Raw genomic sequence first — 25686 nt, forward strand, 5'->3', positions numbered from 1 at the left:
GACACGGAGGCATCCCCATGGGTGAGCTGCTGGCCGACCACACCACCCTCTGTCTCGGCGGACCCGCCGACCAGTTCCTCACCCATACCGCCCCCGCCGCCTGGCCCGAACTCACCCACGCCGCACGCCGCAGCGGCACGGCGCCGTTCGTGCTCGGCGGCGGCAGCAACACCCTCGCCGCCGACACCGGCTACCCCGGCACGGTGATCCGCATGGCCACCCGCGGCATCGCCATACGTCCGCTCGGAGACAACCTCGTGGAGGTCACCGTCCAGGCGGGAGAGCCGCTCGGCTCACTGGTCGCCTTCACCGTCACCGAGAGCCTGTCCGGCATCGAATACCTCGGCGGGATCCCCGGTACCACTGGAGCCGCGCCAGTGCAGAACACCGGCGCCTACGGACAGCAGGTATCCGACACCCTCACACGCCTGACCGTCCACGACTGGGCCCTCGGCCGCACCCGCAAACTCCGCCCGGACCAGTGCCGCTTCGGCTACTGGACCAGCACGTTCAAGACCCAGCCCGGACGATTCACGATCCTCGACGTCAGCCTGCGTCTCACGCGGCGGACGTACGCCTCCCCTATCCGCTACCAGCATCTCGCCGACGCGCTGGCCGTACGCCTCGGCGGCCGGCCACCGCTCGCCGAGGCGGCCCAGGCCGTCCTCACCGACCGGCACAACCGCGGCCTCACCCTGCCCGCCGGCGGACCGGACGCCCGCCAGGCCGGCTCCGTCTTTCTCAACCCGTCTGTCGCCCCCGCGCAGGCGACGGCCATCCGCGCGGCCGGCGGCCCCGTGCACCACAGCCCGGACGGCAGCCAGCGCGCCAGCGCGGGATGGCTGCTGGAACAGGCCGGATTCCTCCCCGGCACCCGGGTAAGCCCCGGCGTGTACTGCTCCCAGGCCCGAGCCCTCACCCTCACCGCCCGCGACGGCGCCACGGCGCCACTGCCGCATCCTTCACGACCGCCCTCGACGTTCTCGCCCACGCGGTTCTCACCACACACCAGATCCGCCTACAGCCCGAACCTGGCCAGCCACACCCAAGCTGCCCTGCACAGTGGCGGAACCCACCATCGGGCACACAGTGCCGATCATGACCCCGGAGGCGACCGCGTCAAGCTGCCGAGTGGACGCGGTCGCGGATCAGGGCGCGCGGTGCGGGGGGCTGTGTCCGGCGCTCGAAGGCGGCGCGTCCTTCTCCGACCCTGTCGGTCGAGCACAGGGACCACAGACTGTGCAGGCTGTCCACCAGCACCTGGGCAGGACGTGATCCGGACGGGTACGCCTGTCGTGCGGTGGTCCATTCCGCGAGCATGCGGCCGGCCAGCCGGGCGTGCGCAGATGTTTCGAGGGGAAAGTGGCGGCTGCGCCCTTCTGATGCCATGAACCACATGGCATCCAGTGAGCGTTTTCAGCGCTGACGCTCCACGGTGAGGATGGCTGCGGCGATTGACGAAAGGCGGTTCGGACTGCAGCGTGCCCTGCGGAAGACCCGCCAGGACTTCAACCTTGCGACACCCCGTTCGACCGGTGCTCGCGCCGCTGACACGCTCGGTTCGTCGTGCGCTGAGTCGCTGTGCGTTCTCGGTGGGGCGGGCGTCAGACGGGTGTGGTCACCCAGGGGCCGGCGCCGATGTAGGCGCGGTCGGCGAGGACGGGGACGCCCTGGCGTTCGCAGATATGATCTTGTGAGTGCGGGCCGCAGTGAGGTCGTGTGTGTGCGGCCGGGCAGCGCGGGTGAGACCCACAGCAGTCTGCCCGTGGGATCGGTCATGACCTGCACGTTCACGCCGTGGCGGCGGTGCTTGTGGGAGTAGTCGGCCCGGCTGTCGCCGACCCGGTCGCACTCGGCAAGCGTTCCGTCGAGCAGGACGTGCTTGGGACCGGCCTCCCGCAGCACCCGCAACAGGCCGGGCGCACGTACGGACAGGTGGTGGATGACGGCGGCGGTGTAGGCATGGGCGGTGCCGACCGAGATCCCGAAGCCGGCCGCGATCTGCGCCAGGGCGTCGTGTCGGCGCAGGTACACCAGGCCGACCAGGGCACGCTGGTGCGGCGGGAGCTTGCAGCGGCGGTCACCCTCGCGGGTGACGATGAGCATGGTGACCCACTCGACCAGGGCGTGAGGCAGGTCGAGTGCGGCAGGATAGACAACCAACGAGGCTCCCGCGCCGATGGGTTGAGACGTAGAACACCTCCTCCAACGGCACGGGAGCCCTGTGCGTTGCGGGGACCGGTCCCGTCACCCGATCAGTGGCCACGTTGAAAGAGCTCAGTGACTCCCGCACCTGCTCCCTCAGAACGCCCAGCTCTTCGCCGGTCACCGCCATAAGGTTCTCGCGTCGTTCCCGGGCGCAGGTCTCGCTGCGCTTGGCGAGTTGCTGGCTGTGGCAGACGGCTGCGAGCAGCCACGCCGCGCGGGAGTTTACGGGCGGCCCGCAGAAGGCCATGGCGGCGCGCAGGTCCCCCATGAACTCGCTGTCGTGGACGGGCAGGGCCGGCATGTTCAGCCAGATCAGCACGCCGCGGACGCGACCGTCGAGTTCGTCCTGCGATGCCGCCGCCAGGTCACGGCGGCCCCGCAGGTTGTCTCGCATCTGTCGGACGGCCGCCTCGTACTCCTCCATGTCGGAAGCGGCTACGGCCTCTGCCCAGTCGTACTCGGGCCCGTGTTCCCCGCGGTGCTCCACCGGGATCCGCTGCAGATGCATGTTCTCCTGCTCGCGGGCCTCGGCATGCTGTGGGAAATAGACGTCGGCCAGGGCCTCACGGACAGCATCCGGGGGCACCGGCACCTCGTTGAAGAACGCCAGGAGTGCCAGGTCCTCATGCCTCCTGCATAAGGGAGCGCATGTCGCGAGCCCCGCTACGAGGACGGCCGTCGCCGGCGTATGAATCTTGCTGTCTCCGCTCCGCATCAGGGTGTGCGGTCCAAGCCGGGGAATGAGACCGACTGTGCGCCACCGCTCCAGTCGGTAAGGAATCAGCTTCAGATGTATGGACGGGCCTCGCTCCCACTCCTACGCAAACGAGTCCTCCTCGCATGACTCTCCGTCACTGCTTCACAGTCAACCCTGCTGTCTGCTCGGCGAAGGTTCGACGAGCACAGCGGGTGGTATCGCAGAACAAGCGCCGGACACTCAGGTCAATGACGACCGGGCGACTTCCCATGGCGGCATCGGCCAGATGCCGCCGGTAGCGACTGTGGACTCGCCGAGCCGACATACCGCAGTCGGGACAGGGCACGGCTGTGCCAACCCGGGTCCGAGCGACGACCAGTACCTTTCCTCCTCCACTCGCACCTGCTCCACCAGCACCGCGGCCAGATGCGGGAGGAACTGCTGCAGCATCGCCTCACACGATCGCAGCGTCCTACTGCCCCGACCGGCGCGTCACCGGCGCAGCACAGCACAGACCGTGCACGCCAGCCCAACATGACGTTCCGTCACCGCTTCACGAAAATCTTGACTGAACCCATCGAGAAGCCGGCCTCGTCCTCGAAGACGATCCAGGCACCGGACGCCGCCGCGAGCCTTTTACCTGCGGCCACACCTCCCTCTTCCACAGCTCCACCGTATGCTCGTCGCGTTCGAGTGCTCTGCGGGCAGGTGCCTGCCAGGACCAGCCGTGCCGTTTCAGCAGCCGCCAGACCGTCGCCACCAACAGGCTCACCCGCAGACGCCGGCGGATCACCGTCTGCACCCGCGTCAGGGTCCAGCTTTCGTCCTCCAAGCCGTGTGCGGCCGGTCCCTTGCCGAGTTCTTCCTCGAGCACGGCGAACTGGGCGTCTGTGACGGTCGGGGAGTTCGCCGGACCCGCCGAGCGCAGGGCCTCCATGCCGCCCTCGCGCCAGGCACGACGCCAGCGCTCCACCGACCGCACACTCACCCGCAGCTCCTTCGCGATCGCCGCCGTCTTCTCGCCCGCCGCGAACCTCTGCCGGCCTGAAGCCGGATCCCCTCACGAAACGCCCGACGCTCAGCGGTCAGGCCCCCCACCCTCTGGACACCTCACCTCATCGGCATACTGCGGGGATCATGAACCGTCACCACCCGACGACAACCCGAAAACCTCAGAAAGACCTGGAAGACCTCCCGGGACCCGGACTACGCGGCCAAGAAGGCCCGCGGCGAGCACCTCTACGCGATCGCCGACGGCGAGGTCATGCCCGAGGACGGCGAGCCTGAAGTCGTCTTCTGCCTGGACGAGTTCGGTCCGCTCAACCTCCAGCCCCACCCGGGACAGCAGTGGGCCGAGCGCGGAGGACGGCACAGGGATCCTGCCCGCCAGCCACGGCATCGAAGGCGGGCGACCTACACCCGCCTGCACGGGGTCAGGCACCTGTTCGCCGCCTACGAACTCGAGTTCTGCCGCTATCTGCGCAGCCTCTACCCGCCGAAGATCCGCATCGCGATCGTGCTCGACGACTTCTCGCCGCACCTGACCACGAAGAAGGACAGCCAGGTCGGTTACTGGGCCGCAGCCCACAACGTCGAATTCGCCTACACACCGACCAACAGCTCCTGGCTGAACCGCATCGAGGCCCAGTTCACCGCCCTGCGCTACTTCGCACTCGACGGCACCCACCACGCCAGCCACAAGGAGCAGGGCAGCATGATCTGCCGCTACATCATCTGGCGGAACAAGCACGCCGCCGACGAACGGCTACGCGAGGTCGTCGCCACGGCGAACGTTGCCTGATGCGGCACTAGCGTGCACCGGCGGTCATGTTGGGGTGCACGTCTCGGTGTCGTCTCTGACAGCGCCGGAGATATGGCTCCAGGGCCCTGTCTTGCCGCGGTCCGGCCGGATCATCACCACGCCGTCGTACTCCCCCTGGAGCGATCCGGGGGTCATCAGCGTGGCGCACCCGTCACCCGTGTTGTTGTAGGCGTAGTACACCGTGAGGTCCTGATTCATGTCCCGGGTCAGGGCGGTCATCGGTGACGAGGGTGACGTCCAGGCGCAGACGTCTCCGTAGGGGCAGCCGCTCACCTCTATTTGAGGGGCTTTGGGGGCGGCGTGTGCTGCTGATGACAAAGTGAGGCCAGCGGCGGGGACCGTGGCTGCGAGCGCGGCATGAATCTTGGGGTTCACGTCGGCTCCTTCCCGTCCCGAGCGCAGCAGCGTGGGCTGTTGAGGCTGGTGGATTGCCTTGCGGGCTCAAGTACGGAACCCGCCCGCGGCGAGAGATGGCGGCTGAGGCTGCCTCGGCTGTTGCAGGCGCGTGTGAACCGCCACTGGTATCCGACGGTATGGCCGAGCTGTGAGGGTGCCAACTCGAAGGCTGTTCGAGGCTAGTCTGTCGCACTTCCTGGCGCCACTGATCGGCGTCTGCGCTGTCCACCCAGCCGGTGTTGACATTTTCTGATCCGACCCGGAGCACCCGGGCCAGCGCGAGTATCGCCGACGCGCGAAGCGAGGCTGGCAGTTCGGGCAGTGGTTCCCTGAAGCCGTCATCGGGGTCAATCACGATGGGGCTGTCCGGGAGGGTGCTGGCCACGAGAGCGGCAACGGCTTCGGCTCCGTCTGCGGTATCGACGCGCTCTCCCGAGTCGGTGACTCGCTGAAACGCCCGCCCCAGCACGTCGATGCCCTGCTGGGGGGAGAGTCCCGCCGGCGACCCAAGCCGAAAGAGGGCCGAGCAGGCGTTCACCAAGGCCGCGGCGGAGACCCGGAAGGGCCAGGACCGAATTGGACGGCTGGCCGAGAGCGCACAAGCCGAGCTGGCCGCGGACAACGCCCGCCGTGCGAAGGTGGCGACGGTCCTCGAGGCCGGAGAGCGTGCGCGCACCCGGTTGCGGGTACGCCTGCGCGGCCGGTTGCCCGACGCGCTCACCGGCACCGACCTGCTGCCCGTGTGGTTCACGACGGCACTCGGCCCCATGACTCCACCACGCCGGGCAGAGGAATGACTGGAGACCGCCCTGGATGTCCTGTCCTACCGAGTGACCTACCAGGTCACCGATCCCGTCCTCGCACTCGGCAGCGCACCCGATACGAGCCGAGCCCCTCGCCGGGCCGCACGGTTCAAGGAGCTGAAACGGGACCTGCGGAACCGGGGATAACCGTGCGCTCCCTGGCCTGCCCAATGGTGCAGTCCGGGCCGGACCGAGTCCGCCCTCCCTGGTCCGGGTGAACCCGTCAGGCCCGTGAGGCATTCACCAGCAGCGAACTGAAAGGGCCCGTCACTTCCCGGCGCGCATGCGGGTCACATCCCTGCGAGGTCCAGCCGGGCGCGCTGTTCGTCGAGCATGCGCAGGAAGCTGCGGACCTCGGCCATGCGGGCCGGGTCCAGGTCGGCCAGGATCGTGCCCTCCTTGTCCGTGCCGGCGCCGGCCACCAGGGTGCCGTCCGGCGCGTACACGACGCTCCCGCCGCGCGCAGGGCGGGCCGCCGGTCCGCCGACCGGGTTGGCGAACACGCTGTAGACGGTGTTCTCCAGGGCCCGGGCCGCCAGGTAGACGGCGGCGCGGTGTTCGTTTCCGGACGCGAAGGCGCCGAGACACAGGTAGGCGTGCGCGCCGGACAGCGCGGCCGCCCTGGCGTGCTCGGGGAACGACATGTCGTAGCAGACCGCGAGCCCCAGCCGCCAGCCGTCGGCCTCCAGCGCCGCGCCTGCCCGCCCGGCCGTGAACAGCCGGGCCTCGTCCGCGTGCCACAGGTGCTGCTTGTCGTACACGGCGGCCACGGCGCCGGAGGGCCGCGCGGCCACGACGGAGTTCGCCAGCCGCCCGTCGGGCCGGCGGATCGCGGCCCCCGCCAGGATCAGTGCCCCGGTGCGGGAGGCCGCCTCGGCCAGGGGCTCCAGCCTGCCGTCCGTGATCACCCCGGACTCGTCCGCGGCGATCTCACACTCCGCGGGCGCCGCGGCGACGGTCGGCAGGTCGTAGGCGCACAGATGCAGTTCGGGCAGGACCACGACACGCGCACCGCGCGCGGCGGCGCCTGCGGCGAGATCGGCCGCCCGGCGGGCGTTGTCCGCGACGGCCCCCGGCGTCGCCTCGATCTGCACGGCGGCCACCCGCAGCGGTGCGGACGGCAGCTCCGGCACGGCGGACGCCCGGGCGGACGGCTGCTCGGCCGGCCCGTTCACGGCCGCGCGCTCCTCTCCGGCAGGCGCGCGAAGCCCGGCTTGGCGCCCTCGCGTTCCACCACGACCCGCATCCCGGCAGCCGGCGGAAGGTCCCGAGGGAGCGGCAGGTCGACCAGGAAGTCGCCGTACTCGGCCGACGGGTGTTCGCCGAGGTCGGTCCGGGTGCCGTCGGCACACACCAGGCTCACCCGCCAGACGTCGGCGCCCGGTGCCGCGGGCCCCGTGGCCGCCACCCGCAGCGTGCCGTCGGGCAGCACCTGCGCGGCGGCCGCGACGGCCGTGCGCTGCACGGGCTCCCCGAGTGTGTGCATGGGGCCGTGCTTCACCAGCGGCCGGCGGGCGGTCTCGGGCAGGTGGGCGGCCACGACCTCGGCGACGAACATGGTGTGCACGGGAAACGGTACGGTCTCGCGCAGCACGCACTCCAGAGCGACCAGGCCGCCCCCGACCCAGGGGGTGCTGGTGGCCCGCGGGGTGCCGAACTCGATGAGTTCGCAGCTCGTCTTGTCGAGGTCGCCCAGGGAGAAGCTGCCGGCGAAGTCGGCCAGCTCGGCCTGCTCCTCGGAGCACAGCGTCAGGCTGAACTCACCGCGCTCGGGGATCAGTTCGCGGCTGCGCGCCCGGGGACTGAGCACCACGGCCGCGTACAGCGGGTCCTTGTTGACGAAGTAGGACCACTCGGCGGACATCACGTTCACACCATGATCGTGGCGCACGGCGATGAGACCGATGGTGCTCGTCGCCTTCTTCCACAGCTGGTCGGGGATCTCCGGGGACACGTACCACCCTCATCACCTGTATCGACCCGGCTCACTGAGCCCTTGGGAACGGTCACTCTAATCCGGGGGTACGGTCCGACACCGATGCTTTTCGGCCAATCATCTCCGGTGCCGTGCCACCCTGGATGGGCACATGCCGAGAGTGGCGCAGATCACTCTGGCGGCCTCTTGTCACTCTCGAAGGACGGTCCCTTCCATTGAGTCGCAAGTTTGCTGTCGGATACCCGGAGGGGGGTGCTTTCCCATGAAGAAGCCGATCCGCCGCAACGTGCGCACCAACAAGTGACGCGCTGATCACTTCGCGGTCCACAGCCCGCGAACCACACGGTCCGGCCGACCGCCGATTCGTCGCGGCCGGCCGGGCCGCCGACCCGGCAGAAAATCTCGTACGAGGAATGTGGAAAGCCGCCGTGAAGCTGACAGACCGCGCCATGCGCATCCTCCACGTCGCGGGCGAAGGACTTCTCGTCTCGGATACCTTCGGCCGCGTGCACCTGCTCGACGACGAGTTCCATGTGATCCGCTCCTCGCCCCGGGTCCGGGAGGGCAGACCGCTGTACGGGCTTGCCGTCGCCGACGGCTGGGTCATCGGCAAGGACCGCATGGGAGCCGTGCTGCGCTGGTCGCTCGACACGCTCGACCTGGTCAACCGCCTCGACCCGGTGACCGTGTGCGACCCGTCGGGGCTGATCGAGGGGGAGGAACCCTCCCCGGTGAGCTCCCGCGGGATCGGCGTGTGGGACGGCCGGGTCTTCGTCACCAGCGGCTACCACCACCAGATGCTCGTGCTCGACCTGCACACCTTCGACGTGCTCGAGATCCGCCCCAACATCTGCGGGAACAGCCCCATGGAATGGGCCTGCGTCGAGCACCCCACCCGGCATGCCGTGTCCGACAAGGAAGGAAACCTTCGGTTCGGCAGCTTCACCGACCTGGAATTCTCCGACCACGTCAAACTGGACGACGGAAATATCCACCGGGTCCGCTACGACAGCCGTCACGACCGGTTCTGGTGCACACAGGACTTCGGCGAGGGCGACAACGCCGACATCGCCAACGGCGTGGTCGTCGTCTCGGTCGACGGCGAGAAGCAGGACGAATACCTTTTCGCCCGCGACGACGTCGAATTCGTCGCCTTCTCCCCTGATTTCAGCAAGGCCTACTCCGGCGGATTCGACGGCGAACTGCACATCTTCGACAACAGCACCCCCGAACTGCGGGTCCAACGCGTGGTCAGCGGCTTCTCCCACCAGCTCAGCGACATCACCGTCAGCCCTTCCGGCGATGTGTTCGTCCTGTGCCAGGACGGCGAGATCACCCGGCTCACCGCGGACGGCACCTTCGTCCGCGCGATGGGTTTCCGGCGGCAGGCCGTCTGGGACATCCAGCCCTCCCGCGAGGACCCGGCCGTCCTGTACTGCGCCACGGACTCCGGCGTCGCCGTCGCCGAGGTGCACCAGAGGGCGAGCGGGCCGACGCTGCACATCACGGAGGACCACGAGACCGGACTCGGTTTCACCCGCCGCGTCGCCCCGGTCGAGGGCGGCTGGCTGGCCGTCACCCGGGACCGCCACGTCCTGCGCGCCCGGCGCGGCGGCGAGGTCGTATGGGACCGCCGGCTGCCCGAGGGGCTGCTCCACACCGTCGCCGCCTCGCCCGACGGCACGCGCGCCTTGGTCGCCGGCAACGCCGGCGCCGTGGAACTCGACACCGCCACCGGCGAGACGCTGACCACACTCGGCGTGGACGGGCTGCCGGTGTGGGCCGCCACGTACCTCCCCGGCGGCGAACGCGTCGTGGCCACCCGCAACGGCGTCCTCGCGGTCTTCGGCGAGGACCCCGGGAAACCGCAGTGGCGCCTGGACCAGGGCGAGTACCCCAAGCGCATGTGGGCGCAGGACGGCTTCCTCTACGTTGTCGGCGACGGCGGCCTGAAGGAGATCGCCGTGGGCCGGGGCGTCACCCGCACCTGGCGGGAACTGCTGTCCAACACCGCCGAGAACGCCACCGTCAGCGACGGCCTGGTGTGCGTCAGCTCCTACGGCATGCAGGTGGCCGCCTACACCTACGACGGCGACGGGTTCGTCGGCTTCATGGAGGACCTGCCGGACTATCCCAAGGCGCTGAGCATCGTGCGCGACCGTGACGGCCGGCCCCATCTGCTCGTCGGCTGCCGCACGGGGCTGCTCTCCCTGTACCGCATGGACAAACCCGCCGAGGAGGGCACCTTCGCCAAGCTGGAGGACCGCTGGCTGCCGCGCAGGCCCGCCCGCTTCACGCTCAGCTACGGCGCTCCCGCGGCGCGCTGAGGCGCGGACCGGACACCGTACGGATGAACCTCCGGACAGCCGAGAGTCCCTCCCCCGGCCCCTGGCACGACCGCCGCTTCGTCGTCTTCGCCACCGGGAACTTCGTCAACAACCTCGGCGAGGCGGCCTACAAGGTGGGCCTGCCGCTGTTCGTCTACGAGCTCACCGGCTCGCTGACGACCATGTCGCTCCTCGCCGCCCTGGCCCCGTTCATGCTGCTGCTCAGCCCGTGGCTCGGGGCGGTCGTGGACCGCTGGGGACCGCGTGTCTTCGTCGTCCCCGGGCTGCTGGTCCAGCTCACCGGGGCGGTGGCGCTCAACCTCGCCGTGCTGGCCGGGCGGGCCTCCACCGCGGCGCTGTTCTGCCTGGGCGCCCTGGTGCAACTGGGCGGCGAGATGTACCGGACGGGGTGGATCACCGGCGTCGCGACGATGTTCCCGCGCAACGCCGCCCGCTCCCGGGCGGTGCTCAGCAGCCTCTTCGTGACGTCCAACGTCATCGGTCCGCTGCTGGTCGCCACCGGAGTCGGCCTGGTCGGATATCTGGGGCTGCTGTGGTTCAACGCCGCCACTTTCCTCGCGCCGATCGCCGTCTGGCTGATGGGCATCCACCCGCCGGCCAAGGACGGACCGCGCGACGGCGGGCCGGGCCGGCGGCCGGCCCTGTTCCGCGACATCGCCGCCGGCTGGCGGATCATGCGCGCGGAGAAGCGCGTGCTGTACGTGCAGCTGACCTCGCTGCCGCTGCACTTCGCCGGCGGGGTGGGCGTGCTGTCGTTCATGGTCTGGTACCTGCGCGACCACTGGCACATGTCCGCCGGCGGCGTCAGCACCGCCCAGGCCGTCGCCAACATCGGCGCCCTCGCCGGAAGCGTCTACATCGCGGCCCGGGCCCGCACCCGCCCCCGGACCGTCCTCGCTCTCTCGGCGACCGTCATGACGGGTGCCCTCTTCGTCATGGCGCTCCCCTCCACCCTGGTCTTCGTGGCCTGCATGGTGGCGTTTTTCACCATGCGGTCCGCCATGACGGCCGTCACCTCGATGATCGTCATCAAGTACCTGCCGCCCGAAGTCGTCGGCCGGGCCGAGGGCCTGTTCAACCTGATGAGCGGCCTGCCGATCCTGGTCGCGCCCCTCCTGATCCCCGCGGTGCAGCAGACGTGGGGCGACGTCGCCGTCCTGGTATTCCTGGGGCTGGCCGCCGGCCTGTCGCTGCTCTGCCTGCTCTGTTTCTGGCCCCACTGGAGCGAGGCGGACGCCACCGACCCGGCCGCCGCCAACGACGACGACACGCCTGTCACATAGCGTCACACAGCCGAACAGCAAGGGACGATATGCGCTCGATCGACCTGCCCGTCAACGCCACCGGACACGCCGCCCCCGTCACCCATGTCGCGCTGCGCCCCGACGGGCAGCGCCTGGCGAGCTGCTCCTACGACGGGACCGCGCTGGTCTGGGACATCCAAAACCCGGCCAGACCGAGGCTCCTGCACCGCCTGCGGCACCGGCGCCTGGTCAACGCCTGCGCCTGGAACCCCGCCTCCCCGGACGTGCTGGCCACCTGCTCCGCCGACAAGACCGTCGCCGTGTGGCGCATACCCGACGACGACTCGGACCAGCCCGACCTGGTCAGCGTGCTCGCCCGCCACACCGACGACGTCAACTCCGTCGACTGGATGCCCGACGGCGAGCGCCTCATCTGCGTCTCCGAGGACGGCCGGGCCACCCTGTGGAACGCCCTGACCGGAGCGTTCCTCTCCGAGGTGGGCTCCCACACGGCGCACTGCATGGCCGTCTCCGTCGGCCCGGACGGGTTGGTCGCCACCGCCGGCGAGGACGGCATGGTGGCCGTACGCCGTCCCGGTTCCGACTCCGACACCGCCGTACGGCACTACGACTCCTCGATCGAGGGCTGCGCCTGGTCCCATTCCGGCAAGGTGCTGGCCGTCGCCCGCGACGACGGCCGCGTCGACCTGCTCACCGGCCGGCTGGAGCTGCTGCGCACGCTGGAGGTGTCGGCCTCGGCGGCCCGCACGGTCGGCTGGTCCGAGGACGACACCTCCCTCGTCATCGGCGCGTACGACGGTGCGCTGCACTTCTTCACCGCGGACGGCAGGCGCACCCACCGCGTCCAGGACGCCCGGGTGTGGCCCCGCTCCGTATCGGTGGCGCGCGGGCTGATCGCGGCCGGCAGCTTCTGGAACGGCCCCCACCTGTACGCCCCCGACGGCGCCGAGATCGCCGCCCCCGCCGTGCCCAACCACGGCCCCAACGCGCTGGCCGCACACGACGGGCAGCTGTTCATCGGCTGCGACTCGGGGACCGTGTTCGCCGTGGACCTCGACGGCACCAGCGACGAAACCGGGGCGCCCCGTGCGGTGCGCGCCCTGGCGGTCGCCGACGGCCCGGTACTCTCCCTCGCCGTCCGCGACGGCGCCCTCTATGCGGCCACCTACTCCGGCCAGGTGATCGGCCTGCTGGACGGCCGCCGGATCGTCAGCGAGCAGCTCGGCGCGCCGCTGCCGTCCCTCTGCTTCCACGGGGACGCACTGGTCGCCGGCACGTACAACGGCGAGCTGGTCGCCCTCGACCCGCGGACGCTGGCCGTCACGGCCCGGCGCAGCGCCCACGGCGGCTCGGTCAAGTCGCTCACCTCGCTGCCCTCGGGGTTCCTGTCCGCCGCCACCGACCACACTGTCGCCGCGGGCGACCTGCACCGGCGCGAGACGCTGTGGGAGCACGGCAACCTGGTCAACGCCGTCGCCGTCCTGGGCGGCCGGGTCGCGGCGAGCGCCTCCCGTGACCACACCGTCAAGGTCGGCCGCATCACGGGCGACGGCCCGGGCGCGTTGCGGGCCGAAGCCGTCCAGACGCTCCTCGGTCCGGACGAGTCGGTCAAGTGTGTCGGCCTGCTCGGCGACCCCGACGCCCCGGTCGTGCTGGCCGGTTCCTATGATTTCGGCCTGTACGCGTGGCGCGTCGACTGGGACGCCACCGCGCGGACCCTCTCCTGCGGACACCTGCTGACCGCGTTCGACCAGGGCCTGTCCTGCATGGCATCGCTGGACGGCGACAACGTCGCGGTCGCCGGCTGGGACGGGCGGATCGTCGTCGTGACCCGCGGACCCGACGGCGAGCCCCGGGTACGGCGGGACTGGCGGATCGAGGACCTGGCCGCCCGGTCCGATCGCCACGAGGAGGCCCTGGCCGTATGAGCATCTCCGAGCCCCGGCCCACAGCAGTCGTCGCCGCCCCGGAGGTGGCGGTACGGGCCCGCGTCGGCGTCACCCTCCACCGAGCCGGCGGACAGCACGCCGAACTGGTCACCTTCTCCGGACTGCCCGACGCGGCCGAGCATCTCGCGATCGTCCTCGGCAACCCCGCCCCGAGCGTTCCGCTGGTCCGGCTGCACAGCGAGTGCCTCACCGGGGACGTCCTCGGCTCCGCCCGCTGCGACTGCGGCCCGCAGCTGGAGGAGTCCCTGCGGCGGATCGCCGCCGACGGAGGAGCGGTGTTGTACCTCCGCCAGGAGGGACGTGGCATCGGCCTGTACAACAAGCTCGACGCCTACCTGCTCCAGGACGGCGGGGCGGACACCTTCGAGGCGAACCGGCTCATCGGCCGCGAGGCCGACGAACGCGGCTACGGTGTCGCCGCCGCGATGCTCAACGCCCTCGGCATGAACCGCGTACGGCTCCTGACCAACAACCCCGACAAGGTGGCACAGCTGCGGGAGTACGGCATCGACGTCCTGGACGCCGTCCCCACCGGCGTCTACCGGACCGCCGAGAACGCCCGCTACCTCGAGGCCAAGGCCCTCCGCCAGGGCCACACCATCACTCTGGGAGGCACCTCGTGAGGCTTGAGGACGTCGCCCGCTCGCCCCACTTCCGGGAGCACGCCGCCCTGGCCCGACCCCAGGACGTACGGCCTCCCGGACCGCAGGCGGCGGCCCTGGCGGCGCTCACGCCGCAGCAACTGGCCGCCCGAGTGGAGGACCCGCAGGTGCCGCCGGCGCAGCGGCTCGTCGCCGGGGGCATCCTCGCGCTCACCGGTGATCCCCGCATCGACGTCACCCGTCCGGCCGTCTGCCACGTGCCGGGCGGCACGGTGGAGATCGGCCTGGACCCCGGGTCGGTCGACGCGGTCGTCGCCGGCTGGGCGCACGTCGGCGTCGAGCGGTCCTGGATCGAGAAGGAAACCCCGGCCCACACCGTGGTCTTGCGGGACTTCTGGATCGGCCGCTACCCGGTCACCAACGAGGAGTACCGCGCCTTCCTCGCCGACACCGGCCACCCCGGCCGCCCGACCACCTGGTACCTGGGCGCCTACCCGTACGACCGGAGCAACCACCCCGTCGCGGGCGTGCGGCCCGAGGACGCCGACGCGTACGCGGCCTGGCTCAGCGACCGCACCGGTCACCCGTGGCGGCTCCCCACGGAGGCCGAGTGGGAGCACGCGGCCAAGGGGCCGGACGGCCGGGAGTTCCCCTGGGGCGACACCTTCGACCCGACGGCCGCGAACACCCGGGAGACCGGTGTCCACACCACCACCCCCGTCGGCGCCTTCCCCGCCGGGCGCTCCCCGCTCGGCGTGTACGACATGGCGGGGAACGTCGAGGAATTCACCGCCGACGACTACCGCCCCTACCCCGGCGGACCGTTCGTGGCGGACCACCTGGTGGAGACCATGAACGTCTACCGGGTCGCCCGGGGCGGCAGCTTCTGCCGTTTCGGCGACCTCACCCGCACCCGCCGCCGCCACGGCGCCTTCCCCGGCCCCCTGTACCCCGTCGGATTCCGCCTGGCCACGAGCCGGCGGCCGCCCCATGCATGACGGCGGCGGCGCGGTCGGGGAAGACGCCGACCACGCCGGTGCGGCTGGTGGCACCTCCCAGGGCGCAGTCGCGGGAGGATTTCCTCGTTCAGCCGCTCCTGCGGGTTGTTCGACCAGCTCTGTCGTCAGATCCCCCGCGGGTGGTGTCGGACTGTTCGAAGGCGGTCCGCAGCAGGGTGGCCGCCCAGAGCCGGGCCGACGTCGGCACCTGGCTCGGCAGACACGGATCGTCAGTCGGTCGGTTGCGTGAACACCCGCTTCCGTCGGCCTACTTGGGCACGACCGCGAGCCGTACGGCGAGTCCGGCGAACACCGTCCCGCTGAAGCAGTCCAGGGCGCGCGACACCCGCCGGCTGCGCCGCAGCAGCGCGGCGAGCCGGCCGGAGAGCAGTCCCACCTGGGCGGCGAACGCCACGCTGATCGGGCACCAGGCATCCATCGGGCTCGTGAGCGCGTGGGGTGGCGGCTTCGTCGCCTCGGTCGCCGAGATGCGGTTTGTGGGAGCACCCCCCGCAGGGGCGGGGGATGCTCGTGGGAGGCGAGCCGTCTGACCTTGCCGGTGATGTCGTCCCCGCGCCCACGGGGGTTGCTCCTCCGCCTCGTCACCATGACGGACTGAACCCGCGGCACGGCCGCGCCCCGAGTCGTACGAGACGGCGGCGCCGGACCGTACCTGACCGCTGAACAACGTCGCACCGGTCCGGTCCCCTCTCCCGGGGCCCGGCCCCGGTCGCGCGCGGCGCCGAGCGGACGGGCGCCCGGTGTCGCCCGTCCGGACGACACCGGGATGCAGTAGCCGCCCAGTTCCGTACGGTCATGTGCAGGGCCGGAACACCCTCCGGCCCTGCACGTGAGGAGGCGCGCCATGCGTCACATCAGCTCGACACTCACCGTACTCGCGGCCGCCGGACTGCTCACGCTCACCGTTCCCGGCCCGGCGTCCGCCACGAACGGATTCCTCCGCATCGGCGGAGTCGTCCACAACCACCCGCTGGGCTGCTACGAGGTCGTACAACTGTCCACCGTACTCAACTTCACGGACGTTCCCGTCCGCGTCCACAACGTCCCGGGATGCCAGGGCAGCGTCGTCCAGATCCTCCCCCCGGGACTGGCGGCGCAGGTGCCCGGGACACACAGCATCCTCGTCAAAGACCCCCTCGGCGTGGCATGACGTGCACGGCCGACGGGTCGGCCGGGTGGGGGGTGATCCGCAGGGGGATGACCGCGCCGTCCGTGGCTTCCGCCTGAGTGACGAGCACCTCAGCGGCGACGTCCTTGCCGCGGCCTGGCGGCGGCCTGGCCAGCCGAGGAGGCCCAGCAGGACGGGGTGGAGGTTTCGGCGACGGCGGCAGGTCCGTCCTGTGTCGAACGCGGCCCGACGGGTTCCAGTGCCGTCTGGAGGGCGGACCAGTGGGGGCTGGTCCGGTATTCCTGCCGGATCATCGTCTCGGTCCGTCGCCGGGCTGCGGCGGGGTCGGCGATCAGGGCGTTCCGGATGGCGGTCTGGCGGCCCTGGGGCAGGTGGGTGGGCATGGACAGCCATCGGGTCCGTCTCGGCGGGAGACAGGGCGTCGGTGACGAGGTCGGTGCGCATGTGGTCCGCGATCGCCCAGCCGGCCAGGCGGCGTGAGGCGAGGCCGATGACAGTGGTCAGATACAGGAACTTCCCGCCGTCCAGTGGGAGATAGGTGATGTCGCCGACGTACTTCGTGTTCGGCTTGCGTGCCGTGAAGTCGCGGCCGACGAGGTCCGGGGCCTTCGCCGCGGTCGGGTCCGCGACAGTGGTGCGGTGTCTGCGGCGCAAGCGCACGCCTGTCAGGCCGATACTCCGCATCAACCGCGCGATCCGCTTGTGGTTGACCCGCTCGCCCGCCTCACGAAGTTCGGCCGTGATCCTGGGAACGCCGTAGCCGTGACCGACCGCGCGCGCGAGGCGGGTGCCGGTGAGCAGCACGCAGTGGCCCATCGGCAGATTGCTCGCCATCGGAAGCGTCCCGAACGTCCAGACGCCGCCCGCCGCGTGACGTCCCACAGGTGCCGGGCACGTCCAGGTTGTGTGGCTCCCGGCCTCGGCGCGCCAGTCAGCGGACCGACCGGCGCCCCAAAGCGGACCCCTGGTGATCGTGCGCACGTTGCGGATGGCCAGCGACAACGGGGGCAACGGGTCGTCGTCCTCCGCGAAGGCGACACGGGGCGCCCGTACGTGGTCTGTTGCGCGCGGGCGCGGGGCCCGGATCCGGCCGTGCGACAACACTCACTCGCGGGTCCTTCGCGATTTCCGGAGTGGCAAGTCTGGGTCGGCGTCCGGCCCTTTGGCAGCGACGATCCACTCCCACGTCGGGTCGCCGGGCCTCGCCCGCCGGGCGGCTGGACGGCTGGGACTTCATCGTCGGTCTCCTTCGTCTTCCGGGCGGGTGCCGGTGAATTCGGTGGTCCCGCTGCCGGTTTCCCCTGTGCGCACCCTCTCCCTCGACGTCGATGCCCGCCGCGGTGAGCAGGTCCCGGGCGCGCGGACGCGGAGCTGCTCTTGCCGCGGCCGATGCCGCCGAACTGCGTCGCGCTGCCGGGAAGGCCGGCGCCCGGCTGCGGGAGGGCCCGGCACGGCGAGGTGCCGCGCGGGCCGGTGTCGGCTGCGGCGCGACGGCAGCTGGCGCGGGCGAACCGGCCGGCCGGCCGCGCGGCGACGATGCCGCGCTCGGCGGCCCCTTTTCCGGCAGGACGCGCGCCGTGGCGAGCGGACCGCACACCGGGTGTCCCCCGGGCATCCGGCCGGTCATCGGGCGTCTTTGCGGGTACGGGCGGCGAGGCGGGCGAAGTCGTCGGCGGTGAGCAGGCCGCCGACCGGGCGGGCATAGGTGGTCTCGGTGCGCACGGTCCTCACCGTCACCGGAAACAGCGCCTGCTGCCCGGCACCGGCCGACTCCTCCTTCCCCCGGGGGTCCCCGGTGCTCTCGCGGGGGTTCACGCGGCGCCGCCCTTCAGGCCGAGGGCGTCGTAGGCGGCGCGGGCGTAGTCGCGCGGGGTGGCAGCGGGTCCGTGCACGGCGGCCATCGCGGTGAGCAGCCGGGTGTGGCGCGGGTCCGAGGCCACGGCGTCGGTGTCCTCCAGCAGCTCGAACCGGCGGGGGCTGACGAGGTGGTTGACGTGGATGGTGGTGGTGCGTCAGACGAGAGCGCCGTCCTGGTGCAGGTCATACTCGACGACGCAGGCGGCGCGGCCGTCGGGGCCGATGGGGCCCACGCGCAGCCGGTGGTCCCGGCCCGCCATGTACCGGTCGAGGTCGCGGTACAGCTGCCCCCTGCTCCACCGTGCGGCCCGCCGGTCCGCAGGGGGATGGGGGCGAAGCCGAAATGCCGGTAGAGGCCTTCCAACCGGCCCCGGTCGGCGCCGTACCCGTAGATCGGGGTGCACGCCACCCGGGGCCGCGGGCGTCGGCCTCGGCGCTCACCCGGCTCGGCTTCCTCGCCGACGCGGTGGCGGATGACGAGCCGGCAGGCCCTGTCCGCTGCCGGGTGTGCCGGCCGGCTCAGTCCTGCGCGGCGGCGTGGGACCGGATGGTCGACCAGATCCGGTGGACGGCCGCCTCGTCGGTGTACGGGGAGCCCAGCGCGGCCCGCAGGACCGGCCGGCCGTCGACGGTGGCGGGCGTGCACAGCACGACGGGGTCTCGGGTGAGGCGTTCGACGAGGTCGCGGGTCCGGGCGTCGGTGTCGCGGCGGAAGACGACCAGGCCGAGGCGGTGCACGACGACCTCGAAGCCCCCTTCTGCCTCGATCAGCCGGGCCAGCAGCACGGCGAGACTGACATCGTGACGGATCGCCTCCCGCAGCCCCTCCAGCCCGTGGGCACGCATGACGTACCACAGCTTCAGGGCCCGCATCGGGCGGCCGAGCGGCACCTGCCAGTCCTTGAAGTCGACGACGGTCCTCGACTCGCTGGCCGGGTTGCGCAGGTAGGACGCGGTCAGGCCCACGGCGTCGGTGAGGGCCGTGTGGTCCGCGACCCACAGGACGTCGCAGGGGATGCCGGTACGCATCCACTTGTGGGCGTTGACCGCGTAGGAGTCGGCGTGTCCCAGCCCGGCGTTCCCGTCGCGGAACTCGGGGCAGAGGGCGGCGCTTCCGGCGTAGGCTGCATCCACGTGGAGCCACACCCCGCGCTCTTGGCAGACCGCGCCGATCTCGGGCACGGGATCGGTGGCGCAGGTGGTGGTGGTGCCGACGGTGGCGACGACGGCCGCGGGAATCAGTCCCGCCGACCGGTCCGCGTCCATCCGGGCAGCGAGCGCGGCCGGGTCCATCTCGTGGGTGCCGGGCAGCAGGGGCACCTGGACGGCCTCTCCGGCCCCGGCGATCCGCACCGCCTTGGGCACGGACGAGTTGGTCTGCGCGGTGCAGTAGACCCGGTAGCGGCCCTCCGTGCCGTGCGCGCGCCAGCGTCCCACCGACGCCCGGTTGAGCGCCGCGACAACCGCGACGAGCACGGCGGACGACGCCGAGTCCTGGATCACCCCGCCTCCCTGGCCGGAGGCATGCTGGAACCGCTGCGGCAGGGCGAGGGCCCGGGCCAGCCAGTCGCAGACCCGCTGCTCGAGTTCGGTCGCGCCCGGCGACGACGACCACATCATGCCCTGCACGCCCAGCCCCGCCGTGACCAGCTCCGCCAGTACTGAGGCGGGCGAGTTGTTGGTCGGGAACCAGCCGAGGAAACCGGGATGCTGCCAGTGGACCAGTTGCGGCACGATCGTGCGCCAGGTGTCGTCGAGGATCTCCGCCAGGTCCTCGCCCTTCTCGGGCGCCTGCTCGGGGAGCGCCTTCAACGTGGTGCCCGGCGGACCGGACGGCACCACGGGGAGTTCCGCGGCGGCAAGAGCCCGCCAGTGGGCCACGAGCCGCTCGGCGGCGTCGGCGGCGACGGCAGCGAAGACCTCGTCGTTCATACGCCGACGCTAGACGCGACGCCTGCGACAACCCCTCCCGCGGAGCCCGTGATCACCCGTACGAGCCTCCCGTGGCTGACTCCGCTCGAACTGCTGCCCGCCTCCCCCACCGCGCCGCGGGACGGCGCCCGGTCAACGCCCCCGCCGGGCCCGGCCGAGCCCCCGCCCGATCCCCAGGACACCGTCTACAGCACGTACTTCGATGCCGCCCGCACCTCACGGGCGCCCGCAACCGCCCTCGCCCGGGCGCTGCCGGCGACCACCGCCGAGGTGACCGCCTGGGGGGCCTGCCGCCCGTCCCGGTCATTGCTCGGCTGGCCGGACGGTGGGCGAGCGCCGGAGTGAGGGTGGTGAGCAGTCGTCTGTTGGCGGCTTGGTCGTAGGTGAGGTCGACGGCGCGCCGGGGCAGACGGTTCAGGATCTGGAGGACCTCGTCGCGGGCCCTGGGGGTTCCGGTGTGGTGGCCGTCGGTGAGGCAGAAGAGGTCGGGGTAGCGCTCCTTGCTGGAGGTGACGAAGACGTCGGCGGTGACGTGTGTGCTGCGGTCGTCGTTCACACGGGCCGGGGCGCTGGCGACAGGACCGGCTGACGGGATCAGTCCGGTGCAGGAACAGAATCCTGGTCCCAGCAAGGCCAACGGTCCTAGATAAGCGGGTGCACCATCACGCCGCCTCATCCTGTGACCCGTTGCGATGCGGCATTGTCTGCGAGCAGCGCGCAGAAGAGCCGGTCGATGGGCGTGAGCTGCCGAGCCACGGCACGATGCGCAGCGCCACGAAACCCAGTTGTCTGTAAGCAGTTCTTTGGGCTCCACTGCACCGAGCTGTTGTGGCCCCACTGATGGGCTGAAGGGGCGTGCGGTGGTGTGATTCACGCCCCGGTAGCAAGGTGATTTGGCCCCACTTCGATCGGGTGGTTCTGCTGGCCCGAGTGGGGGGTGTTGACGGTAGTTTTGAAGCCTCGGTGGACCTCCGCCAGCGCATCCCCGACAGGTGCGTGGAGGGTTGCCGAAACCCGGCTCGACTCAGATCGTGGACCGCCCAGTGTCCGCGGTGGCTGGTCGGCCTCGGCCACGAAGTTGAAGCCGACGCTGGTCAGCCTGCCAGCGAGGATCCGTTCGTCCTCGGCCGCGTCGATCTCGGTGAGTCAGGCGTTCAGCTCCTGAAGCGTGGCGACTTCGGGGACCGGGACCAGGTGTGTGCGGCGGAACCGGCCACCCTCGTGCTCGACCCCGTCTTTCTCATGGGCGCCGTCCTGGCCAGGGATGCAGTAGAAGGCATCGAAGCCGTAGTGAGCGCGGAAGGCCAGCCACCGCTCGGATTCCACCCGGCTGCGGCCGGTGCAGATGCGGTTGACCGCCGGTTTGAGGTTGTCGTAGCGGATGTGCCGGGTCGGGACTCCGCCCAGGACGTTGAACGCCTCGACGTGTCCTTCCATGAAGGACTCCTGGGCTTGCGAGGCGTAGACGCGGTGGAAGGCTTTGCCGGAGTACGACAGTCGCAGCGTGAACAGGTGGCACTTGACGACCTCGCCTGCCAGGCGGACCCACACGTCGGCGAAGTCCACCTCGGCTTCCTCGCCGGGCAGATGGACCTGCGGGACCATGCCGGTCAGATGCCGGCGGCCCTCCAGTACCTCCGCCTCGATCTGCGGACGTCTGGCCAGGACGTAGTCGCAGACCGTGGAGTACGACGCCTGGTCGAAGCCGTTTCCTGAGCCAGACGTTGATGGATGCGGCGGGCGGTGTGCTTCTACTTGCGTGGCGCGGTCGCATCCTCCCGCAGCATCGCGTCGATCCAGCCCTTGGCCGGATCCAGGACCGTGGCCCTCGGTGCTGGTTTCTTCCTCGGCGGCGGGACCGCAGAGGTCAGTGCCTGCCGCACCGTCCGGCGGTGCACTCCGTATTTCTCCGCGAGTGCCCGCTGCGACATCTCCGGATCGAGACGCTTGTCCCTCCGGATCGCAGCGAACAGCTCCGTCCGCGACAAACCCATCCCGGCCTCCCGACAGGACCGTGATCAAGCACCACGGCCTCCGACATGACCGTGTTGACGCACAAACCCTGCCGTCGCCGGGCGGACGGAGCAGCGCATTCACCCCAAAGAGGGCACGTCGCGGAGTCCTCGTGTCACTTTCGCCAGAACAGGTGGTGCGTCACACCACTCGGGCTGGGCACGACCTCAAGGTGGAAGCGGTCAAGCAGCTCATCGGGGGAGTCCCACAGCCGCAGTCCGGATCCGAGCTTCACCGGTGAGACCGCCACATGCATGGTGTCGACGAGGTCGGCGTCGAGGAACTGCCGGATGGTGGAGACACCGCCACCGAGTCGGACATCCTTGCCCTGAGCCGCCTCCCGCGCCTGCTCAAGAACCGTGACCGGGTCGCCGTCGACGAAGTGGAACGTGGTGTCGGAGAGCGTGAACGAAGGACGCTTGTGGTGGGTCATGACGAACACCGGCGTGCGGAACGGGGGCTCGTCACCCCACCAGCCGCACCACTCATGGTCCTGCCAGGGCCCGCGCTGGGGCCCGAACTTGTTGCGGCCCATGATCTCGGCTCCGATGTTGCGTGCGTAGTCCCGCGTCAAGTAGTCGTCAAGGCCCCGACTGCCCCCGGGGTCGGTACGCATGGGCCAACTAGCTGTGGCGCCGGCCCACGCGAACAGCTTCGCCGGATCGATGCCGTGGCCGAACGGATTCTCGAAGCTCTGGTCCTCACCGGCACCGATGCCGTCACTTGAGACGTTGAAGTTCTGGACTCTCAGCAACTGGGTCACGTGTTTCCTCCCGCGTTGTCGATGACGGTGATGAGACCCTCCAGGCCACGAAAACTCATCGATATGTCCATGACCGGCCAGGATTCCGTCGTCCGGCACCCGACCCGGCAGCCCAGCTTGGCCCTGATTCCCTCAACCGCCCGTCGGTCTCATCGACCGCATAGTCGATCCGCAGAGCCTTTCACGGCCTCTCTGACCGCCAGGTGGAGCCAGATCAACTTCTTACGCCGCGGAGCCACTTCCGATCCGTGTGGTGGAGCCCAATGAGGTGCCCATGGACACCCAGTTCTTCAACAGCCCTGCGCAGTTCCCACCGCAGACTTGCTCCTGGGGGTACGGCCATGCCGCATCGAATTGGCGCTACGGGCTGCGGCCCCCGTGCGGCCCGAGCCGCACCAGTGCCGCAGATACGACAAAGCGGGGTCGGAAAAGCCGGGTGCGAGACACGGGGCGCCGCACGAGGGAGGTGTGGTCGCACTGTGGGCGGCCGCGCATTGCGCGACTCCTGTGACGCGAGACCCGCCTCGTGGACGCAGCTCGAGGCGGGGTCTCGTCGGCGAATCCTTCGCGATGCGTGCCCCGCTGCCTGATATCGCGGACGGCCGCGAGGAGCACGACGTCAAGACGAGGCGAGGCGCGCCTCAGTCTCCTCGATGGGCACGTCGTGCCCGGCCTCGCACCGCACCGCGGGCACCAGCAGGGCGCCGCAGTCCGCGTGAGCGAGTTCCACCCCGCCGTGCGCATCACCCTGGATGGTCCGCCCCCACCGCATCAGCGCAACGAGCAGCGGGAACAGCGCCCGGCCCCGTTCGGTGAGCACGTACTCGTAACGGGTGCGTGCGCCCGGCTCGCGATAAGGGCTGCGCTCCATGAGCCCGTCGGCCACCAGCTGCCGCAGCCGCTTGGAGGCCACCGTCTCCGCGAGACCGGTGCGCCGCACCAGGTCATCGAAGCGCCGCCCACCATAGAACGCCTCTCTGACCAGCATCATCGCCGAGCGGGTGCCGACTACCTCCAGTGAGCGCTCCATGGCGCACCAGCCGGCCGCCGTGAAGGCGTCCCGGTCGGCGAACTCGCCCGCGCGCGTGAACACCGCGTCTTGGCTGTGCAGGTCAACGTGTCCCATTCCCACATTCTACCCTGGCTAGCCTTTTCAGCAGGCAGACTGCTACCTTCCTGACTATGCAAAACAGCAGTCAGCCGTCGGCGGCAGGCGCCGCACGCCCACCCGTCCCCGCCGTCCCGGACCCGACTTCTCCACCAGCCGGACACGGCGGCACCCCGGCCCATCCCTGGCAGGGCGTACTCACCGTGTGCCTCGGCGTGATGATGGCGTTCGTCAACGTCTCGTCCACGATCGGCGCCCTCGGTGCCATCCAGCAGGACCTGCACCCCTCGGCGAGCACGCTGGTCTGGGTGACCAGCGCCTACTCCCTGGCCGTAGCCAGCCTGGTGATGTCCGCCGGCACCCTTGCCGACTTGATCGGACGCCGCGCGGTCTTCCTCGGCGGGGCGGTGGTCTTCACCGTCGGCAGCGTGCTCGCCTTCACCGCCGACAGCACCGCGTTGCTGATCACGGCTCAAGCGGTCATGGGCCTGGGCGGCGCGGCCGTCCTGCCCGCGAGCCTGTCGATCGTCAGCCACTCCTTCACCGACCCTCATGACAGGACCAAGGCGATCGGTGTATGGGCCGGCTGCTCCGGCCTCGGACTCGCCGTCGGCCCTGTCGGCGCCGGGCTGCTGCTGGTCCACTTCTCCTGGCACGCGGTGTACCTGACCGATGTCGTCATCGGCGCGCTCACCGTCGTCCTGACACCGTTGCTGGTGACGGAGTCCAAGCATCCGACCCGGCGCCTGGACCTGCCGGGAGTCCTGCTGGGCACCGCCACGATCGCCTCGGCGACCTACGCGGTCATCGAGGGCGGCTCCCGCGGCTACACCAGCGGCCGCATCGTCATCATGTACGCCGTCTGCGCGGTCTGTCTGGTCCTGTTCCTGGCCGCCGAGGCGCGCCACCGCGACCCCATGCTGGACCTTAGCCTGTTCCGCAACGCCTCATACAGCGCGGTGATGGGCGTCGCGGCGGCCTCCATGTTCGGTTTCGTCGGAATCTCGCTGCTCGCCGTCCTGTACATGGAACGCGTCCAGCAGCTGTCCGCGCTGGACACCGGCGTCCGCCTGCTGGTCATGTTCGCCACCTATATCGTGGTCAGCGCGCTCGCAGGACGCCTCGTCCACAAGGCCGGTTTCACGATTGTGCTGACCGCGGGCCTCGTCGTGCTGGGAGCCGGATCGCTCGCCCTGCTGGCCATCGGCCCCTTCGCCGGCTACCACGCTCTGTGGCCCGGCCTGCTGCTCGCAGGCGTCGGATCCGCGCTGCTGACCGCGCCATCGACGGCCGCCGCGGTCAACAGCGTTCCGCGGCTGCAGGCCGGCATGGCCAGCGCCACGGTCAACATGTTCCGGCAGATCGGATCCGTTCTGGGGCCCAGTGTCCTCGGCACCATCGTCACCACCCGCTTTCCCCGCTACTTCGAAGACCGCCTGGTCTCCGCCGATGTGCCGGCCCCGGACGCTGCCCGTATCGCCGCCGCCTTCCCCGGCGCCGGCACACGCGACCTGCCCGGCCCGCTCCGTCACACCGTCACCGAGTCCGCCGCCCGTGCCTTCACCGACGCCGTCCACCTCGGACTGCTCATCGCAGGCATCACCCTGCTCGTCCTCGCGCTGCCCACCGCAGCCTTCGTACGGCACCGCACACCGCACATCTGACACAGCCGCGGCGCTGAGCTGTGCAACAGGATCTCCCGACCGGCCCATCCCGCCAGCTGTGAGCAGCCCGCGCTCGCGGGCTGCGGTGCCTGCCAAGCACACCCCGGACCGAGCAACACCCGTTCCCAGCAGCACCCAGCCCGACCAGGCAACGCCCGCAATCCGCCGGACGGCC

23 protein-coding genes and 3 pseudogenes are annotated in these 25686 nt (G+C 70.7%); 11 read left to right on the forward strand and 15 right to left on the reverse strand.

Features of this window, described 5'->3' with window-relative positions; translation table 11 throughout:
* The first annotated feature begins 17 nt into the window (after positions 1-17).
* A complete protein-coding gene (locus HB370_RS00510; protein ID WP_051816205.1) occupies positions 18-1391 on the forward strand; it encodes a UDP-N-acetylmuramate dehydrogenase in 1374 nt (457 codons plus the stop codon).
* A gap of 25 nt (positions 1392-1416) precedes the next feature.
* On the opposite strand, the gene HB370_RS00515 is transcribed toward HB370_RS00510, so the two are convergent.
* The 4 genes from HB370_RS00515 to HB370_RS00530 all read right to left on the reverse strand — a co-directional run bounded on the left by HB370_RS00515 (position 1417) and on the right by HB370_RS00530 (position 3893).
* Positions 1417-2106 (reverse strand): transposase, encoded by a 690-nt coding sequence (locus HB370_RS00515; protein WP_280117719.1) that lies wholly within the window; start codon positions 2104-2106, stop codon positions 1417-1419.
* Complete coding sequence (locus tag HB370_RS00520; protein WP_157855671.1) at positions 2081-2923, reverse strand: hypothetical protein; 843 nt, start codon at positions 2921-2923, stop codon at positions 2081-2083. Before HB370_RS00520 ends, HB370_RS00515 begins: the two co-directional genes overlap by 26 nt.
* Before the next feature lie 136 nt (positions 2924-3059).
* On the reverse strand, positions 3060-3230 hold the full coding sequence (locus tag HB370_RS00525; RefSeq protein WP_078637822.1) for a hypothetical protein: 171 nt from the start codon (positions 3228-3230) through the stop codon (positions 3060-3062).
* A 228-nt stretch (positions 3231-3458) separates the two neighbouring features.
* On the reverse strand, positions 3459-3893 hold the full coding sequence (locus tag HB370_RS00530) for a winged helix-turn-helix domain-containing protein (RefSeq protein ID WP_342451006.1): 435 nt from the start codon (positions 3891-3893) through the stop codon (positions 3459-3461).
* A gap of 189 nt (positions 3894-4082) precedes the next feature.
* Between HB370_RS00530 and HB370_RS00535 the strand changes: the two are divergent.
* A pseudogene (locus HB370_RS00535) lies at positions 4083-4706 on the forward strand (transposase); the annotation flags it as partial.
* A 24-nt stretch (positions 4707-4730) separates the two neighbouring features.
* Here the strand turns inward: HB370_RS00535 and HB370_RS41525 are convergent.
* Positions 4731-5102 (reverse strand): hypothetical protein, encoded by a 372-nt coding sequence (locus HB370_RS41525; RefSeq protein WP_244405309.1) that lies wholly within the window; start codon positions 5100-5102, stop codon positions 4731-4733.
* A gap of 494 nt (positions 5103-5596) precedes the next feature.
* Here HB370_RS41525 and HB370_RS00545 point away from each other — a divergent pair, with 494 nt between their 5' ends.
* Complete coding sequence (locus HB370_RS00545) at positions 5597-5920, forward strand: hypothetical protein (protein ID WP_051816207.1); 324 nt, start codon at positions 5597-5599, stop codon at positions 5918-5920.
* 296 nt (positions 5921-6216) lie between these two features.
* On the opposite strand, the gene HB370_RS00550 is transcribed toward HB370_RS00545, so the two are convergent.
* Positions 6217-7101, reverse strand: a complete 885-nt coding sequence (locus tag HB370_RS00550) for a carbon-nitrogen hydrolase family protein (RefSeq protein WP_244405311.1) — start codon at positions 7099-7101, stop codon at positions 6217-6219.
* On the reverse strand, positions 7098-7880 hold the full coding sequence (locus HB370_RS00555; protein WP_030793948.1) for a flavin reductase family protein: 783 nt from the start codon (positions 7878-7880) through the stop codon (positions 7098-7100). Before HB370_RS00555 ends, HB370_RS00550 begins: the two co-directional genes overlap by 4 nt.
* 410 nt (positions 7881-8290) lie before the next feature.
* On the opposite strand from HB370_RS00555, the gene HB370_RS00560 reads away from it, so the two are divergent.
* From HB370_RS00560 to HB370_RS00580, 5 genes are read left to right on the forward strand one after another with little or no spacing between them, the layout of a single operon-like run.
* Positions 8291-10189, forward strand: a complete 1899-nt coding sequence (locus tag HB370_RS00560) for a PQQ-binding-like beta-propeller repeat protein (protein WP_106980817.1) — start codon at positions 8291-8293, stop codon at positions 10187-10189.
* Between the two features lie 23 nt (positions 10190-10212).
* Entirely contained in the window at positions 10213-11493 is a 1281-nt protein-coding gene (locus tag HB370_RS00565; RefSeq protein ID WP_030793954.1) for an MFS transporter, read from the forward strand.
* Between the two features lie 29 nt (positions 11494-11522).
* Positions 11523-13403 carry a WD40 repeat domain-containing protein gene (locus tag HB370_RS00570; protein ID WP_030793957.1) on the forward strand — a complete coding sequence of 627 codons (1881 nt, stop codon included), beginning with the start codon at positions 11523-11525 and terminating at the stop codon, positions 13401-13403.
* Positions 13400-14047 (forward strand): GTP cyclohydrolase II, encoded by a 648-nt coding sequence (ribA, locus tag HB370_RS00575; RefSeq protein ID WP_051816211.1) that lies wholly within the window; start codon positions 13400-13402, stop codon positions 14045-14047. Before HB370_RS00570 ends, ribA begins: the two co-directional genes overlap by 4 nt.
* Complete coding sequence (locus HB370_RS00580) at positions 14044-15024, forward strand: SUMF1/EgtB/PvdO family nonheme iron enzyme (protein ID WP_030793964.1); 981 nt, start codon at positions 14044-14046, stop codon at positions 15022-15024. Before ribA ends, HB370_RS00580 begins: the two co-directional genes overlap by 4 nt.
* Before the next feature lie 268 nt (positions 15025-15292).
* Here the strand turns inward: HB370_RS00580 and HB370_RS00585 are convergent, their stop codons facing one another.
* Positions 15293-15463 carry a hypothetical protein gene (locus HB370_RS00585; protein WP_280117720.1) on the reverse strand — a complete coding sequence of 57 codons (171 nt, stop codon included), beginning with the start codon at positions 15461-15463 and terminating at the stop codon, positions 15293-15295.
* 426 nt (positions 15464-15889) lie between these two features.
* Between HB370_RS00585 and HB370_RS00590 the strand changes: the two genes are divergently transcribed.
* Positions 15890-16195: a hypothetical protein gene (locus HB370_RS00590; protein ID WP_030793967.1), complete on the forward strand. Its 306-nt coding sequence runs from the start codon at positions 15890-15892 to the stop codon at positions 16193-16195.
* A gap of 393 nt (positions 16196-16588) precedes the next feature.
* Here HB370_RS00590 and HB370_RS00600 read toward each other — a convergent pair.
* From HB370_RS00600 to HB370_RS00610, 4 genes and pseudogenes are all read right to left on the reverse strand, one after another.
* A pseudogene (locus HB370_RS00600) lies at positions 16589-16933 on the reverse strand (IS3 family transposase); the annotation flags it as partial.
* 864 nt (positions 16934-17797) lie between these two features.
* A complete protein-coding gene (locus tag HB370_RS00605; protein ID WP_030793974.1) occupies positions 17798-17989 on the reverse strand; it encodes a hypothetical protein in 192 nt (63 codons plus the stop codon).
* A pseudogene (locus HB370_RS41530) lies at positions 17986-18435 on the reverse strand (DUF6354 family protein). The gene HB370_RS00605 and the pseudogene HB370_RS41530 overlap by 4 nt, the downstream one beginning before the upstream one ends.
* A 115-nt stretch (positions 18436-18550) precedes the next feature.
* Positions 18551-19963 (reverse strand): pyridoxal-dependent decarboxylase, encoded by a 1413-nt coding sequence (locus tag HB370_RS00610; protein WP_037703312.1) that lies wholly within the window; start codon positions 19961-19963, stop codon positions 18551-18553.
* A 48-nt stretch (positions 19964-20011) separates the two neighbouring features.
* Between HB370_RS00610 and HB370_RS00615 the strand changes: the two genes are divergently transcribed.
* Entirely contained in the window at positions 20012-20308 is a 297-nt protein-coding gene (locus tag HB370_RS00615) for a hypothetical protein (protein ID WP_030793979.1), read from the forward strand.
* 801 nt (positions 20309-21109) lie between these two features.
* On the opposite strand, the gene HB370_RS00620 is transcribed toward HB370_RS00615, so the two are convergent.
* The 3 genes from HB370_RS00620 to HB370_RS00635 form a co-directional block, all read right to left on the reverse strand.
* Complete coding sequence (locus tag HB370_RS00620; RefSeq protein ID WP_051816212.1) at positions 21110-21568, reverse strand: IS21 family transposase; 459 nt, start codon at positions 21566-21568, stop codon at positions 21110-21112.
* Positions 21569-22091: 523 nt separating this feature from the next.
* Positions 22092-22739, reverse strand: coding sequence for a dihydrofolate reductase family protein (locus HB370_RS00630; RefSeq protein WP_030793984.1), 648 nt, complete (start codon positions 22737-22739; stop codon positions 22092-22094).
* Positions 22740-23358: 619 nt separating this feature from the next.
* Positions 23359-23865, reverse strand: a complete 507-nt coding sequence (locus HB370_RS00635; protein ID WP_030793987.1) for a helix-turn-helix domain-containing protein — start codon at positions 23863-23865, stop codon at positions 23359-23361.
* A gap of 56 nt (positions 23866-23921) precedes the next feature.
* Between HB370_RS00635 and HB370_RS00640 the strand changes: the two genes are divergently transcribed.
* Positions 23922-25511, forward strand: coding sequence for an MFS transporter (locus tag HB370_RS00640; RefSeq protein WP_030793990.1), 1590 nt, complete (start codon positions 23922-23924; stop codon positions 25509-25511).
* Positions 25512-25686 lie beyond the last annotated feature (175 nt).

The organism is Streptomyces sp. DSM 40868 (assembly GCF_011820545.1).
Lineage (GTDB): Bacteria > Actinomycetota > Actinomycetes > Streptomycetales > Streptomycetaceae > Streptomyces > Streptomyces eurythermus.

Coding starts and splice junctions, on each gene's coding strand:
- ribA (WP_051816211.1), top strand. CDS start 13,400: ATGAGCATCTCCGAGCCCCGGCCCACAGCAGTCGTCGCCGCCCCGGAG.
- HB370_RS00520 (WP_157855671.1), bottom strand. CDS start 2,923: ATGCGGAGCGGAGACAGCAAGATTCATACGCCGGCGACGGCCGTCCTC.
- HB370_RS00565 (WP_030793954.1), top strand. CDS start 10,213: ATGAACCTCCGGACAGCCGAGAGTCCCTCCCCCGGCCCCTGGCACGAC.
- HB370_RS00545 (WP_051816207.1), top strand. CDS start 5,597: ATGCCCTGCTGGGGGGAGAGTCCCGCCGGCGACCCAAGCCGAAAGAGG.
- HB370_RS00525 (WP_078637822.1), bottom strand. CDS start 3,230: ATGTCGGCTCGGCGAGTCCACAGTCGCTACCGGCGGCATCTGGCCGAT.
- HB370_RS00610 (WP_037703312.1), bottom strand. CDS start 19,963: ATGAACGACGAGGTCTTCGCTGCCGTCGCCGCCGACGCCGCCGAGCGG.
- HB370_RS00585 (WP_280117720.1), bottom strand. CDS start 15,463: ATGGATGCCTGGTGCCCGATCAGCGTGGCGTTCGCCGCCCAGGTGGGA.
- HB370_RS00515 (WP_280117719.1), bottom strand. CDS start 2,106: ATGCTCATCGTCACCCGCGAGGGTGACCGCCGCTGCAAGCTCCCGCCG.
- HB370_RS00590 (WP_030793967.1), top strand. CDS start 15,890: ATGCGTCACATCAGCTCGACACTCACCGTACTCGCGGCCGCCGGACTG.
- HB370_RS00510 (WP_051816205.1), top strand. CDS start 18: ATGGGTGAGCTGCTGGCCGACCACACCACCCTCTGTCTCGGCGGACCC.
- HB370_RS00620 (WP_051816212.1), bottom strand. CDS start 21,568: ATGGTCCCGCAGGTCCATCTGCCCGGCGAGGAAGCCGAGGTGGACTTC.
- HB370_RS00570 (WP_030793957.1), top strand. CDS start 11,523: ATGCGCTCGATCGACCTGCCCGTCAACGCCACCGGACACGCCGCCCCC.
- HB370_RS00635 (WP_030793987.1), bottom strand. CDS start 23,865: ATGGGACACGTTGACCTGCACAGCCAAGACGCGGTGTTCACGCGCGCG.
- HB370_RS00640 (WP_030793990.1), top strand. CDS start 23,922: ATGCAAAACAGCAGTCAGCCGTCGGCGGCAGGCGCCGCACGCCCACCC.